14 protein-coding genes and 1 tRNA gene are annotated in these 15,501 nt (G+C 68.2%); 7 read left to right on the top strand and 8 right to left on the bottom strand.

From position 1 onward, the window contains the following. Positions 1-76 precede the first annotated feature (76 nt). From KV110_RS06700 to KV110_RS06680, 5 genes are all read left to right on the top strand, one after another. Positions 77-682 (top strand): Rv0361 family membrane protein, encoded by a 606-nt coding sequence (locus KV110_RS06700; RefSeq protein ID WP_218474357.1) that lies wholly within the window; start codon positions 77-79, stop codon positions 680-682. Continuing rightward, entirely contained in the window at positions 646-2,085 is a 1,440-nt protein-coding gene (locus tag KV110_RS06695; RefSeq protein ID WP_246634374.1) for a metallophosphoesterase, read from the top strand. Before KV110_RS06700 ends, KV110_RS06695 begins: the two co-directional genes overlap by 37 nt. A gap of 124 nt (positions 2,086-2,209) precedes the next feature. Continuing rightward, entirely contained in the window at positions 2,210-3,232 is a 1,023-nt protein-coding gene (locus KV110_RS06690) for an iron ABC transporter substrate-binding protein (RefSeq protein WP_218474355.1), read from the top strand. Positions 3,233-3,234: 2 nt separating this feature from the next. Continuing rightward, positions 3,235-4,788: an ABC transporter permease gene (locus KV110_RS06685; protein ID WP_218474353.1), complete on the top strand. Its 1,554-nt coding sequence runs from the start codon at positions 3,235-3,237 to the stop codon at positions 4,786-4,788. Continuing rightward, positions 4,785-5,846: an ABC transporter ATP-binding protein gene (locus tag KV110_RS06680; protein WP_218474351.1), complete on the top strand. Its 1,062-nt coding sequence runs from the start codon at positions 4,785-4,787 to the stop codon at positions 5,844-5,846. Before KV110_RS06685 ends, KV110_RS06680 begins: the two co-directional genes overlap by 4 nt. A 19-nt stretch (positions 5,847-5,865) precedes the next feature. Here KV110_RS06680 and KV110_RS06675 read toward each other — a convergent pair. Beyond that, positions 5,866-5,940 (bottom strand) — tRNA-Cys (locus KV110_RS06675). 148 nt (positions 5,941-6,088) lie between these two features. On the opposite strand from KV110_RS06675, the gene KV110_RS06670 reads away from it, so the two are divergent. Then, on the top strand, positions 6,089-6,631 hold the full coding sequence (locus KV110_RS06670; protein ID WP_218474349.1) for a MarR family winged helix-turn-helix transcriptional regulator: 543 nt from the start codon (positions 6,089-6,091) through the stop codon (positions 6,629-6,631). Between the two features lie 136 nt (positions 6,632-6,767). Continuing rightward, positions 6,768-7,826 carry an Hsp70 family protein gene (locus KV110_RS06665; protein WP_218474347.1) on the top strand — a complete coding sequence of 353 codons (1,059 nt, stop codon included), beginning with the start codon at positions 6,768-6,770 and terminating at the stop codon, positions 7,824-7,826. Between the two features lie 127 nt (positions 7,827-7,953). Here the strand turns inward: KV110_RS06665 and KV110_RS06660 are convergent, their stop codons facing one another. The 7 genes from KV110_RS06660 to KV110_RS06630 form a co-directional block, all read right to left on the bottom strand. After that, positions 7,954-8,763: an enoyl-CoA hydratase gene (locus KV110_RS06660; protein WP_218474345.1), complete on the bottom strand. Its 810-nt coding sequence runs from the start codon at positions 8,761-8,763 to the stop codon at positions 7,954-7,956. A 3-nt stretch (positions 8,764-8,766) separates the two neighbouring features. Further along, the gene (mmsB, locus tag KV110_RS06655; protein WP_218474343.1) at positions 8,767-9,660 is read right to left on the bottom strand and encodes a 3-hydroxyisobutyrate dehydrogenase; all 894 of its coding nucleotides are present in this window, start codon (positions 9,658-9,660) and stop codon (positions 8,767-8,769) included. Beyond that, positions 9,653-10,711, bottom strand: coding sequence for an enoyl-CoA hydratase/isomerase family protein (locus tag KV110_RS06650; RefSeq protein WP_218474341.1), 1,059 nt, complete (start codon positions 10,709-10,711; stop codon positions 9,653-9,655). Before KV110_RS06650 ends, mmsB begins: the two co-directional genes overlap by 8 nt. Continuing rightward, complete coding sequence (locus tag KV110_RS06645; RefSeq protein ID WP_218474340.1) at positions 10,708-11,847, bottom strand: acyl-CoA dehydrogenase family protein; 1,140 nt, start codon at positions 11,845-11,847, stop codon at positions 10,708-10,710. Before KV110_RS06645 ends, KV110_RS06650 begins: the two co-directional genes overlap by 4 nt. 4 nt (positions 11,848-11,851) lie before the next feature. Beyond that, positions 11,852-13,351, bottom strand: a complete 1,500-nt coding sequence (locus KV110_RS06640; RefSeq protein WP_218474338.1) for a CoA-acylating methylmalonate-semialdehyde dehydrogenase — start codon at positions 13,349-13,351, stop codon at positions 11,852-11,854. Positions 13,352-13,478: 127 nt separating this feature from the next. Next, positions 13,479-14,423: a DUF2157 domain-containing protein gene (locus KV110_RS06635; protein WP_218474337.1), complete on the bottom strand. Its 945-nt coding sequence runs from the start codon at positions 14,421-14,423 to the stop codon at positions 13,479-13,481. Positions 14,424-14,565: 142 nt separating this feature from the next. Beyond that, positions 14,566-15,501 (bottom strand): hypothetical protein, encoded by a 936-nt coding sequence (locus KV110_RS06630; RefSeq protein ID WP_218474335.1) that lies wholly within the window; start codon positions 15,499-15,501, stop codon positions 14,566-14,568.

The raw sequence follows: 15,501 nt of genomic DNA, 5'->3' as shown, positions 1-15,501 counted from the left end.
TCTCTTTTCGCTCGTCCGGGAACCCGGTTGCCGTAGCCTTCAGGAGAGCCGAGGGGGGCTGACGGAGGGCCAGACCATGACTTATCCGCCGGGCGGGCAGCCCCCGTCCCAGGATCCGCAGTTTCCGCAGCAGCCAGCGGAACCCACCGGTTATCCGCCACCGACGGATTACCCACCGGCCGAATATCCGCCGCCGGGACCGCCGAGCGGGCAACGGCCGTCGAAGAAAAGCAAGGTCGTTCTGATCGTCGGGCTGGTGGCGGTGCTACTGCTCGGGCTCGGCGGTGCGGTGGTGATCGGGGCCGTGCTGACCGCACAGGGGAAGGGTCCGTTCGCCTCCGATACCAAGCGGATCGAAGTGGCGATCCACGACTTCTACGACACGCTCGAGTCGAAGGGGTTCGAGGCCGCCGCGGCCACGGCGTGCGCGGCGGATCGGGCCGAGTTCGACGCGCTGCCGGAGGAACAGAAGCAACAGTTCGCCTCGGCGACAGTCGCGGTCGACCTCGATAGGATCGACCGCATCATGATCACCGGTGACGCCGCGACCGCGCACATCACCGGCAAGCTCACCTTGGAACTTCCCGGTCACGCACCCGATATCGACACCAGCACCACCGAACACCTGAAGAAGGAAGACGGTAAGTGGAAGGTCTGCTCCGCGACCTCGGCTCAGAATTGACCAGCGGGTGTTGCGGGCCGTCCCGGCGAACCTTGCTCGGCGCCATCGGCCTGACCGCCCTGCTGCCGTTGGCGCGACCGAGTTCGGCTCGGGCCCAACCGCATCCGCTGATCGCGACCGATCTGGAAGTGGTCACCATCACCGACCGGTCGGCGATCCTCACCTGGACGACGGTGGCACCCGACCTCGCCGGACGGCTCATGCCGGTGGATGCCGACGCGGAAGTTCGCCTGGCTCCGGCTGATTCGGCGCGCACGCCGGTTCCGGTGCACGCCGACCCGCGACCGACGCCCTTCCACTACGCGGAGATCGGCGGCCTCGAACCCGGCCGCACTTACCGTTTCGAGGCGTGGTCGCACGGCGTGCGCGCGATACCGGCCCTTTCCTTGACGACACTGAGCCCAGGAACTCCCGAATCCACCGGCGAATTCACCACCTTGGTGCCGCCGCCCGGCCGCCCGCTGCGCACCCTCGCCCTGGCCAACGACGTGCACTACGGCGAAGAGGTCAGCGGCCTGCTCGTCGCCGGACTGCCACCCGGCTTCCGCCAGGATGTGCCGCCATACCCCGAGGTGATGCTGGCGGCCATGCTCGACGACCTGCGCCGCCCCGACCGTGGCGCCGAGTTGCTGCTGATCGCCGGTGATCTCACCGACGAAGCGTCCTTGCCGGATGCCCGTGGCGTCCGCGCGCAACTCGACGACTGGGGCACCATGGGCAGCGACTACCTGGTCGTGCGCGGCAACCACGATCGTCCGCACGTCGGACCGGACTATGCCGGTTGTCCTCCCGCACCCGCCGACCATCACGACTGCTTTGCCGAGGCGTTCACCCCACGCCAGCAGCTGATCGAGCACGAGGTCGGCGGCCTGCGCCTGCTCGGCCTAGACACCAGTGAACTCGACGGCTCCGGCGGCACCATCGACCGCCCGCAATTCGACCAGTTCACCGACCGGCTGCGCGACGACCCGGACCGGCCGACCCTGGTCTTCGGCCACCACCCGGTCACTATCGAATCCGGCTTCACCAATCTTGCCGGCCCGGGTTTCGTGCTGAACGGCCGCGACAGCGCCGAACTCCAAGCCAGGTACGCGCGCTCCCCTGGCGTTTTCCTCCAGCACAGCGGCCACACCCACCGCAATCGGCGCACCCGCCCCGACACCGCGTGCGCCGTCGAATTCCTGGAAGTCGCCGCGGTGAAGGAATACCCGGGCGGATACAGCCTGCTCCGCCTGTACGAAGGCGGCTACATGGTCAACTTCTACAAGACCCGCACCGACGCCGCCCGCCGCTGGAGCGCCACCACCAGGGGCGAATACTTCGGCCTACTCCCCGATTACACCCTCGGCACCACCGCGGACCGCAATCACGTTGTGCTACGCGATTTCTCGGGACTCGAATAACCGCACCGGAATTTCGGCCGCGCCGCTGCAGGACCGATATCATCCGCGCACGTCGGACGCGGTATGTTCCTTAGGTAAGCCTCATCAACATGTATGGGGAATTCGACGCGGAAGGACCGAGCTGATGCCCGTCGGTTGGAAAAAGATCTCCGTAGTACTGGCAGTCACGGTAGCGACGCTGAGCATCCAGGCATGCTCGAATTCCTCCGACGACGACGCGAAAGACATCACGGTCTACAACGCGCAACACGAATCGCTCACCAAAGAGTGGGTGGCCGCGTTCACCAAGGAGACCGGCATCAAGGTCACGTTGCGGCAGGGCGGCGATACGGCGCTGGGCAACCAGCTCGTCGCCGAGGGCGGCGCATCGCCCGCCGACGTCTTCCTCACCGAGAATTCCCCCGCCATGGCACTGGTGGAAAACGCCGGTCTGTTCGCCGACGTGGACAAGCCGACGCTCGACCAGGTGCCAGCGCAATTCCGTCCGTCCACCGGCAAATGGACCGGAGTCGCCGCCCGCTCAACGGTTTTCGTCTACAACAAGGACAAGGTGGCGGCCGACCAGCTGCCCGCCTCGCTGCTCGACCTCGCGCAGCCGCAGTGGAAGGGACGCTGGGGCGCGGGCGTCTCCGGCGCCGATTTCCAGGCCATCGTGGCCGCCCTGCTCGCGCTGAAGGGCGAGGACGCCACCCGCGCCTGGCTGAAGGGCATGAAGGAGAACGCGACCGCCTTTCCGAACAATGTGGCCACCATGAAGGCGGTCGATTCGGGCAATCCGGACGGCGGCGTGATCTATCACTACTACTGGTACCGCGACCAGGCCAAGACCAAGGAGAGCAGCAGCCACACCGCGCTGCACTACTTCAAGAACCAGGATCCCGGCGCGTTCGTCAGCGTCTCCGGCGGCGGCGTGCTGAAGTCGAGCAAGAAGCAGGAGTCGGCGCAGAAGTTCCTGGCGTTCATCGTCGGCAAGGCGGGCCAGCAGGTGCTGCGCGACGGCGACTCGATGGAGTACCCGGTCGCCAGTGATGTCGCCGCAAATCCGGCCCTGCCGCCGCTGGCCGACCTGCAGGCGCCCGTCGTCGATCCGTCCGAGCTGGACGCCAAGAAGGTCACCGCGCTGATGACCGAGGCGGGCCTGCTCTAGCCGTGGCCCTTCGGACCGTTGTCGCCGGGCCCCGGGTCGGCCGACCGGGGCCCCTCGTCACGACCGTCGCCCTGCTGCTGGTGGCGGCGACGTTCGTGCCGCTGGGCTACATCGTGTCCGAGATCTTCGCGACCGGGCCGAGTCAGGCGGCGGAGCTGGTGTTCCGGCCCAGAGTCGGTCAGCTGCTGGCCAATACGGTCGGCCTGGTGGTGTGCACGGTGCCCATCTGCGTGCTGCTTGGGGTCGGCCTCGCCTGGGTGGTCGAACGCACCAATGTGCCCGGAAAGGCTTGGTGGGGGCCGATATTCGCGGCGCCGCTGGCGGTACCGGCGTTCGTGAACAGCTACGCCTGGGTCAGCGCGTTCCCGACCATGCACGGCCTCTCGGCCGGGGTGGTCATCGCCACCATGTCGTACTTCCCGCTGGTCTATCTGCCCGCGGCGGCCACGCTACGCCGCCTCGACCCCGCGGTGGAGGAGTCCGCGCGGGCACTCGGGTCCGGGCCGGTGGCGGTGTTCGCGCGAATCGTGTTGCCGCAGTTGCGGTTGGCCATTCTGGGTGGCGGGCTGCTCATCGCGCTGCACCTGCTCGCCGAGTACGGCGCGTTCGTGATGATTCGCTTCGACACCTTCACCACCGCGATCTTCGAGCAGTACCAGTCCAGTTTCGCCGGTCCCGCGGGCAGCATGCTGGCCGGTGTTCTCGTGCTGTGTTGTCTGGTGCTGCTCGCGGGTGAGGCGGGGCTGCGCGGCCGGGCCCGCTACGCCAGGATCGGCAGTGGTGCGCCGCGGGCCACCGCGCGGATCCGGTTGGGGTCCGGCACGATTCCGGTGCTGGCCGCGCTCGCCGTGGTGACCATCGGCGCGCTCGGTGTCCCGCTGTGGACGATCGGCCGGTGGCTGCGCATCGGCGGCGCGCAGGTGTGGGATTTCACCGAGATCGGCGAGGCGCTCGGACAGACCGTCGGGCTCGCCGCGGCGGCGGCGTTGCTCACCACGCTGTGCGCGTTCCCGGTCGCCTGGATCGCGGTCCGGTCCACCTCGGTGTTCGCCCGAATGGTGGAGGGCGCCAACTACATCACCAGTTCGCTGCCCGGCATCGTCATCGCGCTGGCGATGGTGACGGTGACCATCCGGTGGGCGCCGCCGCTCTATCAGACGGTGACCATGGTGGTCGCCGCCTACGTGCTGCTGTTTCTGCCCCGCGCGCTGGTCAGCGTGCGGGCCGGGCTCGCGCAGGTGCCGATCGGACTGGAAGAGGTGTCACGCTCGCTCGGTAAGTCCGGCCCGGCCACCTTCGTGCGAGTCACCCTGCGGCTCACCGCACCCGCCGCCGCCTCGGCCGCCGCGCTGGTATTCGTCGCGGTCGCGACCGAATTGACCGCGACGCTGCTGTTGGCGCCCAACGGGACTCGCACGCTGGCCATGCGGTTCTGGTCGCTTTCCGGCGAATTGGACTACGCGGCTGCCGCACCCTACGCGCTGATCATGATCGTCGCGGCGGTGCCGGTGACCTATCTGCTGTTCACCCAATCCCGGAAGGCGGCCGGTATATGAGTCAGCTTGTCGTCGAGAATGTTTCGAAGACGTTCAGCCGTCACCGCGTGCTCGACGGGATCACCCTCGCGGTGCCGGATCGGACGTCGACCGCGGTGGTTGGCTCCTCCGGCTGCGGGAAGACGACGCTGCTGCGGGTCGTTGCCGGATTCGAGACGCCGGACGCGGGATCGGTCGCGATCGGCTCGGAAACCGTTGCCCGCGACGGATTCTCGGTGCCGCCGCAGCGCCGCAATATCGGTTACGTCGCCCAGGACGGCGCATTGTTTCCGCATCTGACAGTCGGCCAGAACATCGCCTACGGACTGCGCAACGGGTTCACCGGGTGGCGCGCTGGCAAGCGCCGGGTCGATGAGCTCCTCGAGATGGTCTCGCTGGACCCCTCCTACGCCGACCGCCGCCCGCACCAGCTCTCCGGTGGCCAGCAGCAGCGCGTCGCACTGGCCCGCGCGCTGGCCCGCAAGCCCGATGTGATGCTGCTGGACGAACCGTTCAGCGCGCTCGACGCCGGACTGCGCGCGACGACCAGGCAGGCCGTCGCCGATACGCTGCGCGCGGCGGGCATGACCAGCATCCTGGTCACCCACGACCAGGAAGAGGCGCTGTGCTTCGCCGAGCAGGTCGCGGTGATGCGGGACGGCCGGTTCACCCAGGTCGGCGCGCCAGAACAGGTCTACGCCGCGCCGAAGGACCTGTTCACCGCCCGCTTCCTCGGCGATTGCGTGCTGCTGGACGCGGTGGTGGCCGACGAGGTGGCCGAGTGCGTGCTCGGCCGGATCCCCGTGCAGAAGTCCGCGCCCAGTGGCCAGGCGACCATCATGATGCGCCCGGAACAGCTTGTCGCCCATGTCGTTTCGAATGGCGACGCGGACAGTGGCGTGGTCAGGGAGGTCGAATTCCGTGGCGCCGACGTAATGCTCACCATCGCACTGGACGGCCGCGGCGACGCGGTACGCGTGCGCCGGGCCAGCGTCGCCGCCCCGGCCGTCGGCCAGCGCGTGCGACTCGAGGTGCTCGGTTCGGCGGTGGCGTACGCCGAACCGAGCGTCGTCGCCTGAGGCGACCCTCGAACCCGGTTGGAGCGAGCGGCGGGAATTGAACCCGCGTAAACGGCTTTGCAGACCGTTGCCTCAACCACTCAGCCACGCCCGCCTCGCGATTGATAGTGCCCCGAACTGGCGCTCCGGCCCACCCTTGCGCTCACTCTGATTCGAAGAACGCGTTCGATTCGAAGACAGTGTGATCCGAAGTCCCCCTGGATGTCCCCGATCCGCGCCCACCCGCATGGAATGATCGGAACATGTCTCGGCCACGCCCACTTCCGCTCGATCCGATCGAGGAGGCCCATCGCCAATGGGTCGGCCACGGCTGGGGGGACGTGGCCGATGGCATGGCCGCGGTGACCTCCCTGGTGCGGGCCCAGCAAATCGTGATGGCGCGAGTGGACGAGGCACTGAAACCGACCGGTTTGACCTTCTCCCGGTACGAACTGCTCATGCTGCTGAGCTTCAGCAAGACCGGCGCGCTACCGATGGCGAAGGCCAGCGCACGGTTGCAGGTGCACCCCACCAGCGTGACCAATACCGTCGATCGACTCGAGGCGGCGAAGCTGGTCGAGCGGGTGCCGCACCCCACCGACCGGCGCGCGACCTTGATCGAGATCACCGACGCCGGAAGGGAATTGGTCGCGCAGGCGACCGAGGAACTCAATACCAAGGTCTTCGCACTGCCCGGCCTGCCGCCGGATCGGCTGCACACCCTGCTACAGCTATTGGCGGAATTCCGACATGCCGCAGGCGACTTCGACACCGGTGATGAACAGGCGCACTGGTCCGCGACCTAGCCCGGCACGCGACGGCCGTACTGGACGGTCCAATACACGCTCCGATTGACCAACCGGTAACGGTCCGGCATCCAACTAGCGAATTTCCCAGCCTGTTGTCTTGGCAGCGGGCCAGAAAGGGTTCACCATGTAAACCATGGTGCTGGTCTTGGGGGTGTCGGCGGGCGCTGGCGGCGCACGCGCGATGCTGACGCATTCCGATCAGCCACACCTCCCCCCGATCGACCGCTGCGAGGTACCGCGCCGCGCCGGTGGCGGCGTCGAAGAACCCGTTTTCGAGGCGATCCGCCAGATGCGTGGCGCCGCGGACCGGCGCGACGAATTGGTCACCGGAACCGCCGTGACCTGCCGCTGCACCATGCACGCCGACGCCATCCGGTCCGTCGCGGGCCGCAACCGCCTCACCATCGTCGACGAACCGCTGGCCCAGCTGCGCTATCTGCGGTTTACCGGGCAGTTGCCCGACGAGGGCTCAGTGCTCCTCTACGACCTCGGCACGTCCGGGCTGACCATCACGCACGCCGACTGCCGCACCGACACCATCCTGGCAGGCAAACGCAGTACGGTGCTCGGCGGCGACGGCTACGACGCCCTGCTGCGCTGGCAGCTCGCGCGCGGCGGCGTGCTCACCGACAAGCTGACCAGCCGCAGGCATCGGGAGGCGTTGAGCAGCGAGCGAGTGGTCACCGCGATCGACCCGATTTCCGGCGGCCGTGAGGTGGTCACCCGCAGTGACCTGGCCGAATTGTGCGCCGCGAGCATTCATCATTCGGCCTCGTTCGTGCACCAGCTGATCGAGGAGAGCGGCGTCGAGCCCAAGGCACTGGTGCTGCTCGGCGGCTGCACCCGCAATCCGAGCATTCGGGAGGAACTGGCCGAGCTGATCGACCTGCCGATCATCTATGACCCGGAGCCGGACTACGTTTCGGCGCGCGGCGCGGTATTGCTCGCCGCCGAGCGGCACAGCGGCGATGTGCGGATGCCGCGCGCCCGGGCGGGTGCGGCGCTGTCGGCCTCGCTGGTGCACGGCCCGGTGGACCGCCGCAAGCTCATCGCCGCCGTCGCGGTGACGGCGGCGCTCGGCGCGACCATCGCGGGAATCCTTGCCATGGACAAGAGTTCGGCCGAACCGAACCATGGCACCACGCCGACGCCGATGGAGATCGTCGTACCGTCGCCGTCGCATTTCGGATAGCGGGCGAACATCCGAGCTAAGTGGATCCGCATTCTGCCGGGGCCGCCCCGGCTTTCGCGCGATTGCCCCCGCCTTTCGGGCGATTGCCCCGCCCGCCCGGCAGCAACTCGGACCGGCGGAGCACCGATCAGCGGTTGGTGAACTTCGCCGGACGCTTCTCAACGAAGGCGGTCATGCCTTCCTTCTGATCATCGATGGCGAACAGCGAGTGGAACACCCGGCGTTCGAAGCGCAGCCCCTCGGCGAGCGTGGTCTCGAAGGAACGGTTGACCGCCTCCTTCGCAATCATGGTGACCGGCAACGACATCGACGCGATCGTCTCGGCCACCTCGAGCGCGGTGTCGAGCAGTTCACCCGCGGGCACGATGCGCGAAACCAGTCCCGCGCGCTCTGCCTCCTCGGCGTCCATGTTGCGACCAGTGAGCACCAGATCCATCGCCTTGGCCTTGCCGACCGCGCGGGTGAGCCGCTGCGAGCCACCGATGCCGGGAATGACGCCGAGCTTGATCTCCGGCTGGCCGAACTTCGCCGTGTCCGCCGCGATCAGGATGTCGCAGATCATGGCCAGCTCACAGCCGCCGCCGAGGGCGTACCCGGCGACCGCGGCAATGGTGGGCTTGCGGAACTGGGCGAGCCGGTCCCAGCGCGCGAAATAGTCGTTCAGGAACATGTCCATGTACGACTTCGGCTGCATCTCCTTGATGTCGGCACCGGCCGCGAAGGCCCGGTCCGACCCGGTGATGACCACCGCTCCGATCTCGTCGTCGCGCTCCAGCTCGTCCAGCGCGGCGATCACGTCATCGAGGACCTGCGCGTTGAGCGCGTTGAGCGCCTTCGGACGGTTCAGCGTGATCCAGCCGACCCGGCCCTTGCGCTCCAGCAGAATCGTCTCGAACTCGGGCCCGCCCCCCACAGAATCGCTACGCGATGCGTCCATCTTTTAGGCACCTTCTCGGTCGGAACGGTTACGGATTTCCTCGACGATAGCGGAGAAGTCCCGTCCGCCGGACGTCTGGTTGAACCGGTTGTAGATCTCCGCGGCGAGCAGGCCGACCTGCCCGTCGATGCCGTTCTCGCGCAATGCGTTTGCGGCGAGGCCGAGGTCTTTGTTCATCAGCGCGGTGGCGAAACCGGGCTGATAGTCGTTGTTGGCGGGGCTGGTGGGGACCGGGCCGGGGACGGGACAGTAGCTGGTCAGCGCCCAGCTCTGGCCGGAGGCGGTGGAGACGACGTCGAAGAACGACTGGTGGCTCAGGCCGAGTTTCTCGCCGAGGACCAGGGCTTCGGACAGCGCGATCATGGAGACGCCGAGGAGCATGTTGTTGCAGATCTTGGCGGCCTGGCCGACGCCGGAGCCGCCGCAGTGCACGACCTTGCCGCCCATCACCTCGAGCAGCGGCAGGGCCGCGGCGAAGTCTTCGGCGCCACCACCGACCATGAAGGTCAGGGTGCCTGCCGCCGCACCGGCGACGCCGCCCGAGACGGGCGCGTCCAGGGCACGGTGGCCCGCGCCGATGGCGAGGACGGCGGCGGACTTGGCGTCGGCGACGTCGATGGTGGAGCAGTCGATGAACAGGGTGCCCGGCTTGGCGGCGGGTAGCAGTTCGGCGTAGACGTCGAGAACCAGTTTCCCGTTGGGCAGCATGGTGATGACGACGCCGGCGGCCGCCGCTTCGGCGGCCGTGCTCACCACGGTGGCGCCGTCCCGGCTGGCCTGCTCCTGCGCGGCGGGCACCGGATCGTAGGCCAGCACTTCATATCCGGCCTTGACCAGGTTTGCCGCCATCGGCGCGCCCATGTGGCCGAGGCCGAGGAATCCGATCTTCTCAGTCATTGCTCACCAAACCCAGTTCCTGATCGCCCAATTCGGCGAAGTATGCGTCGACCTGCGCGGTGCTGACGTCGGCGAGGGTCGCCGGCGACCACCGCGGATTGCGGTCCTTGTCGATCACCTGCGCGCGGATGCCCTCCACCAGATCGGACGAGGACAGCGCCGCGATGGAGACCCGGTACTCCTCGTTCAGCACCGCTTCCAGGCTCGGCGCGGTCCGTGCCGAGCGCAACGACCGTAGCGTGACCTTCAACGCGACAGGCGATTTCGTGAGAATATCCGCGGCCGCCTTGGCGGCTTCGGGCGAATCGTGCGCCTGCAGGCGGGCGACGATCTCCTCGACACTGTCGGCGCGGTAGCAGGCGTCGATCCAGTCCCGCTGCGCGACCAGGCCGGATTCCGGTGCGGCCGTGGCGAACTTGGCGATCGCGATCTCCGCGGGCTCGGTGCGCAGCGTGTCCAGCAGTGCCGGAAGGTGTTCGGCGGCGACGTAGTAGTCCGCGAAGCCGGCCGCGATGGCGTCACCCGCACCCATCCGGGCCGTGGTCAGCGCGACGTGCGTGCCGATCTCACCGGGTGTGCGCGAAAGCAGGTAGGTGCCACCGACATCCGGGATGAAGCCGATGCCGACCTCGGGCATGCCGATCTTGGATCGTTCGGTGACGATCCGGTGGCTGCCGTGGCCGGACAGGCCGACCCCGCCGCCCATCACGATGCCGTCCATCACCACCACGTAGGGCTTCGGGTAGCGGCCGATCAGCGCGTTGAGTACGTACTCGTCGCGCCAGAAGCGGCCGGTGGGCGAATCTGCGCCCGCCGCACCGCTCTTGGCGTCGGTGTGAATGGCGACGATGTCGCCGCCCGCGCACAGCCCGCGCTCACCGGCCCCGGTGACGACGACGGTGCGCACCTCGTCATCCGTTGCCCAGGTCCGCAGCGCATCGCTGATGGCAAGTGCCATCGAGTGATTGAGCGCGTTGATGGCCTTGGGGCGGTTCAAGGTGATGAGCCCCAAGCCATCCTGCTTCTCGAGGAGAACTTCCGGTTCGGTCATGCCGCTCCTGCCACCGCGCGGGAGACAACCACCCGCATGATTTCGTTGGTGCCTTCGAGGATCTGGTGCACCCGCAGATCCCGGACGATTTTCTCCAGGCCGTACTCGGCCAGGTAACCGTAGCCGCCGTGCAGTTGAAGCGCCTTGTTGGCGACCTCGAAACCGGCGTCGGTCGCGAACAGCTTGGCCATGGCGCACAACTCGACCTTGTCCGGCGCGTCGGCATCGAGCGCCGCCGCGGCCCGCCACAGCAGGGTGCGGGCGGCCTCCAATTCGGTACGCATATCGGCGAGGTCGAACCGCAGTGCGTCGTTGTCCAGCAACGGCTTGCCGAACGCGCGGCGTTCGGCCAGATACGGCACGGTCTTGTCCAGCGCCGCCTGCGCACCGCCGACCGAGCAGGCGGCAATATTCAACCGCCCGCCGTTGAGGCCGTTCATCGCGATACGGAAGCCGTCGCCCTCGGCGCCGAGCAGGTTCGCCGCGGGCACCCTGGCGTCGTCGAAGAGCACCTGACGGGTGGGCTGTGCGTGCCAGCCCATCTTTCTTTCGTTGGCGCCGAACGAGACTCCAGGAGTATCGGCGGGCACGATGAACGCCGAAACGCCGCGTGCGCCCGCGTCGGCCGTGCGCGCCATGACCACGTACACATCGGTGGCGCCCGCGCCGGAGATGAATTGCTTTGCGCCGTTGAAGATGTAGGCGTCACCGTCCCGAACGGCCTTGGTGCTCAGCGCCGCCGCGTCCGAGCCGACATTTGGTTCGGTCAGTGCGTAGCTCGCCAACAGCTCCATCGACGTCAGCCGCGGCAGCCAGTGGTGGCGCTGCGCGTCGTTGCCGTAACTGTCGATCATCCAGCTGGCCATGTTGTGGATGGAGATGTAGGCCGCGATGGCCGGGCAACCGGTGGCGAGCTGCTCGAAGATACGCACGGCATCGAGCCTGCGCAGACCCGAACCGCCTACGTCCTCCTGGACGTAGATGCCGCCGAGGCCCAGCGGCCCCGCCTTGCGCAGCACGTCGACCGGAAAGTGCTTCTGCTCATCCCATTCCAGCGCGTTCGGCGCGAGGAACTCGTCCGCGAAACCACGCGCGGTGTCGCGGATCGCCTTCTCGTCTTCGTCGAGGGTGAACATGCGATCAGTCCATCGTCGGGATGACGAACGCGTTGCTCTCCTTGAGGCCGGAGGGCCAGCGCTGCGTGACGGTCTTGGTCTTGGTGTAGAAGCGGATCGAGTCCGGGCCGTGCTGATTGAGGTCGCCGAAGCCGGAACGCTTCCACCCACCGAACGTGTAGTACGCGATCGGGACCGGGATCGGCACGTTGATGCCGACCATGCCGACCTGCACGCGGGCCGCGAAGTCCCGGGCGGTGTCGCCGTCGCGGGTGAAAATCGCTACGCCGTTGCCGTATTCGTGCTCGTTGGCCAGGCGCAGGCCTTCCTCGTAGTCCTTGGCCCGGACCACGGCCAACACGGGGCCGAAGATCTCTTCCCGGTAGATCCGCATTTCCGGGGTGACCTTGTCGAAAAGCGTTGCGCCGACGAAGTACCCGTCCTCGGCACCCGCGACGGTCACGCCGCGTCCATCCACCACCAGCTCGGCCCCCTCATCGATGCCGATCTGGACGTAGTTGTTCACCCGGTCCACGCCGTCCTTGCCGACCAGCGGGCCGTAGTCGGCGCCGGGATCGTCGGAGCGGCCGATGTTGAGCTTGTGCACCCGCTCGGTGAGCTTGGCCAGCAGACGGTCCGCGGTCTCCTCGCCGACCGGCACGGCCACCGAGATGGCCATGCACCGCTCGCCCGCGGAACCGTAACCGGCGCCGATCAATTGGTCGGCGACATCGTCGAGGTCGGCGTCCGGCATGACGATCGCGTGGTTCTTGGCGCCGCCGAAGCACTGGGCGCGCTTGCCGTTCGCGGTCGCGGTCTCGTAGATGTACTGGGCGATCGGGGTGGAGCCGACGAAGCCGACGGCCTTGATCCTCGGGTCGTGCAGCAGCGCGTCGACGGCCACCTTGTCGCCGTTGACGACGTTGAACACACCGGGCGGCAGTCCGGCCTCGAGGAACAGCTCGGCCAGCCGCAGCGGCACCGACGGGTCGCGCTCGGACGGCTTGAGCACGAACGCGTTTCCGGTGGCCAGCGCGGGGCCCGCCTTCCACAGCGGGATCATGGCGGGGAAGTTGAACGGGGTGATGCCCGCGACGACGCCGAGCGGCTGGCGCATCGAGTAGACGTCGATGCCGGTGCCCGCGCTCTCGGTGTACTCGCCCTTGAGCAGGTGCGGGATGCCGGTGGCGAACTCGATGACTTCCAGACCGCGCTGGATATCGCCCTTGGCATCGGCAATGGTCTTGCCGTGCTCCGAAGAGAGCAGCGCGGCGAGCGAATCCATCTCGTCCTGCACCAGCGCGAGGAAGCGCATCAGCACCCTGGCCCGCTTCTGCGGGTTGAATGCGGCCCACACCTGCTGCGCCGCTTCGGCATTGGCGATGACCGCCGCGACCTCGGCCTTGCTCGCCAGCGGCACGCGCGCCTGCACCTGGCCGAGATTCGGGTCGAAGACGTCACCGAAGTTGCCGGAGGTACCCGCGACGTGCTGCCCGCCGATGAAGTGAGTGAGTTCGCGAACCATGCCAGTCCTGTCTCGTAGCCGACCATGACACCGCGGAGCGGTATGCGGTCATCCTATAGTTGGACGTCCATGTATATAACCGATGTGATTCATCCCACGTCAGGCAGCGCACAGTGAGCGAACGGTCCTAGGCCGCCGGTTTCGGCGCCTTGGTGAGTAGGTACGCGCCGATCCCGAGCACCACGGCGCCGACCACCAGCACCGCGACCGCGGCGGCCAGCACGCTGTCGGTCCACTCGGTAACCGCCTGACCCGTCGCGAGCGCGACCGCGAGGCCGCCGCCGACGACGAGCACCGTCGAACGCTGCTGAGCGAACAGCGCGAAGCAGACCGCGGCCACCAGCAGGCTGAGCAAAAACGCCCACCACCAGTCATCGACATCGACGACCAGCGCACCGATCAGCGAGATACCGACCCCGATCGCATATCCCAGCCAGGTCTCGACGAAGCCGCCGATCCGGCTGAGCGCGAACCATATTCCGCCGACCACGAGCATGCCGAGTCCGATCCACACCTCGGCGACACCTGTTCGATCACCGAGCACGCTCGGTATCACCGCGGCGCTGAAAACCCCGCAGACGAGCATGCCGATCACTGACGGCACGGCGACATAACCGAGCACGGCCGCCGCCAAACCGGCGAGCACCGCCCATTTCCCCGCGTCGGTGGAACCGTTGTCCAATGCGGTCCCCACCGTCCCGGCGATCGATCCGGTGGCGAGCGCGAGCAAGGCGGCCGCGAGCCGGACCCTGGAGCCGGGTGCGGCCCGTCCGAACAGCTGGGACGGCCCACCGACCAGCGCGAGCGCACCGAGGACGAGCCCGATCGACACGGCGATCAGCACCGCGACCTGTCCACCGCGGGAAAGACCGTCCCAGGACGACCCGATCACCAGTGCGATCCCACCGAACACCAGCCCGGCACCGATATACGCCGCGATCTCGGCCACAATCTTCCCCCGCGGCCGCTGCTCGTCCGCCGCCAGCGTCCCCATGACCGCCTCGAACTGCGCCTCGGTCAGCACGCCCTGCTCGACCAGCTTCCGCACAGCCACCCGATGGTCTGTCGCCATGCGCCCATTATGTCCGGCTACCCGCGCCGCAACCGGAGATCACCGATCCCGCGCACCAGCGCCGTCGCCCGCGCACGTCCCGTCATGCCGCGTTCGAAATGTACGGCGAATCCGTGCGCGGGACACCAGGAGGTGCGCGGAGTCAGGACTCGGGGCCGAGTTCTACGACGGTGCCAGGGTGGGCGAGGGAGGCAACGGTGATGTGGCCGCCCTTCGCCTGGTCGATGATCTGGCCTTGCCAGGCGACGAAGCAGGAGGCGATTTCGCTGTTGTAGGCGCGGGTGAGGATGGGGGCCAGCACCTTGGCGAGCTCACCCTCGGCGGCGATGAGCTGGTCCCGGTAGGGCCCGTAGTAGGGCAGGATCGCTTGCAGGACAACGGCTTCCACACCCTGCACCTGAGTGATGAACGGATCGATCGCTGGCTGGTAGTGCGCGATCACCGGGGCGACCTCGGCCAGGACCGGGCCCGCCAGTTGCAGGATCGGCTGATAGACCGAGCCGAGAGCGAACGCTTCCGAGGAGAACGGACCGGCCAGCGGCGCGAGCCCGATCAGCGAGGCGAGCCCGCCCTGCTGCTTCGGGGCAGGCCAGCCGAGGGGGCACGCGGGCTGCGTGCCGACGGGGGCGGCCGCGAACGGGTTGGTGGCCCCCGAGCCGCCGAGCGGGACGGAACTGTTCGGCGCGCCCGCACCCAGTGGTACGGAACTGTTCGGCGCACCGGCACCCGGTGCCGACGGCGCGGCTGGTGTGCCCGCACCCGGGTTGATGGCGACGGCGGTGGGTGCACCGCCCGAGCCCAGCGGTACCGAGGTAGCGGGCGCGGGCCCGCCCGGTGCGGGGGCGTTCGGAGCCGGGGCTGCCGGAGCCGGGGCACCCGGTGGATCGGCCGGGGCCTGCGGCGCGGCGGGCCGTGCGCCGGCGGCCGTCTGCTCCTGGGTGACTACCACGGCGGTGACGTCATCGTCTTGGCGGACCGTCAGCGCGGTAGCCGCGACGGCGCTGCCGATGACCGTCAGCGCGGCTACCGCGCGGATGGCACTGGCCAGCGCCGGCCGGGACGTCGTGCGAGAACTCAT

Origin of the sequence: Nocardia iowensis (assembly GCF_019222765.1) — a bacterium.
Taxonomy (GTDB): domain Bacteria; phylum Actinomycetota; class Actinomycetes; order Mycobacteriales; family Mycobacteriaceae; genus Nocardia; species Nocardia iowensis.
Note: the sequence above shows the minus strand (reverse complement) of the source record. Positions and strands in the feature narration are given on the sequence as shown.

Coding starts and splice junctions, on each gene's coding strand:
- KV110_RS06645 (WP_218474340.1), bottom strand. CDS start 11,847: ATGTTCACCCTCGACGAAGACGAGAAGGCGATCCGCGACACCGCGCGT.
- KV110_RS06630 (WP_218474335.1), bottom strand. CDS start 15,501: ATGAGTTCTCGCACGACGTCCCGGCCGGCGCTGGCCAGTGCCATCCGC.
- KV110_RS06700 (WP_218474357.1), top strand. CDS start 77: ATGACTTATCCGCCGGGCGGGCAGCCCCCGTCCCAGGATCCGCAGTTT.
- KV110_RS06635 (WP_218474337.1), bottom strand. CDS start 14,423: ATGGCGACAGACCATCGGGTGGCTGTGCGGAAGCTGGTCGAGCAGGGC.
- KV110_RS06665 (WP_218474347.1), top strand. CDS start 6,768: ATGGTGCTGGTCTTGGGGGTGTCGGCGGGCGCTGGCGGCGCACGCGCG.
- KV110_RS06680 (WP_218474351.1), top strand. CDS start 4,785: ATGAGTCAGCTTGTCGTCGAGAATGTTTCGAAGACGTTCAGCCGTCAC.
- KV110_RS06670 (WP_218474349.1), top strand. CDS start 6,089: ATGTCTCGGCCACGCCCACTTCCGCTCGATCCGATCGAGGAGGCCCAT.
- KV110_RS06660 (WP_218474345.1), bottom strand. CDS start 8,763: ATGGACGCATCGCGTAGCGATTCTGTGGGGGGCGGGCCCGAGTTCGAG.
- mmsB (WP_218474343.1), bottom strand. CDS start 9,660: ATGACTGAGAAGATCGGATTCCTCGGCCTCGGCCACATGGGCGCGCCG.
- KV110_RS06650 (WP_218474341.1), bottom strand. CDS start 10,711: ATGACCGAACCGGAAGTTCTCCTCGAGAAGCAGGATGGCTTGGGGCTC.
- KV110_RS06690 (WP_218474355.1), top strand. CDS start 2,210: ATGCCCGTCGGTTGGAAAAAGATCTCCGTAGTACTGGCAGTCACGGTA.
- KV110_RS06640 (WP_218474338.1), bottom strand. CDS start 13,351: ATGGTTCGCGAACTCACTCACTTCATCGGCGGGCAGCACGTCGCGGGT.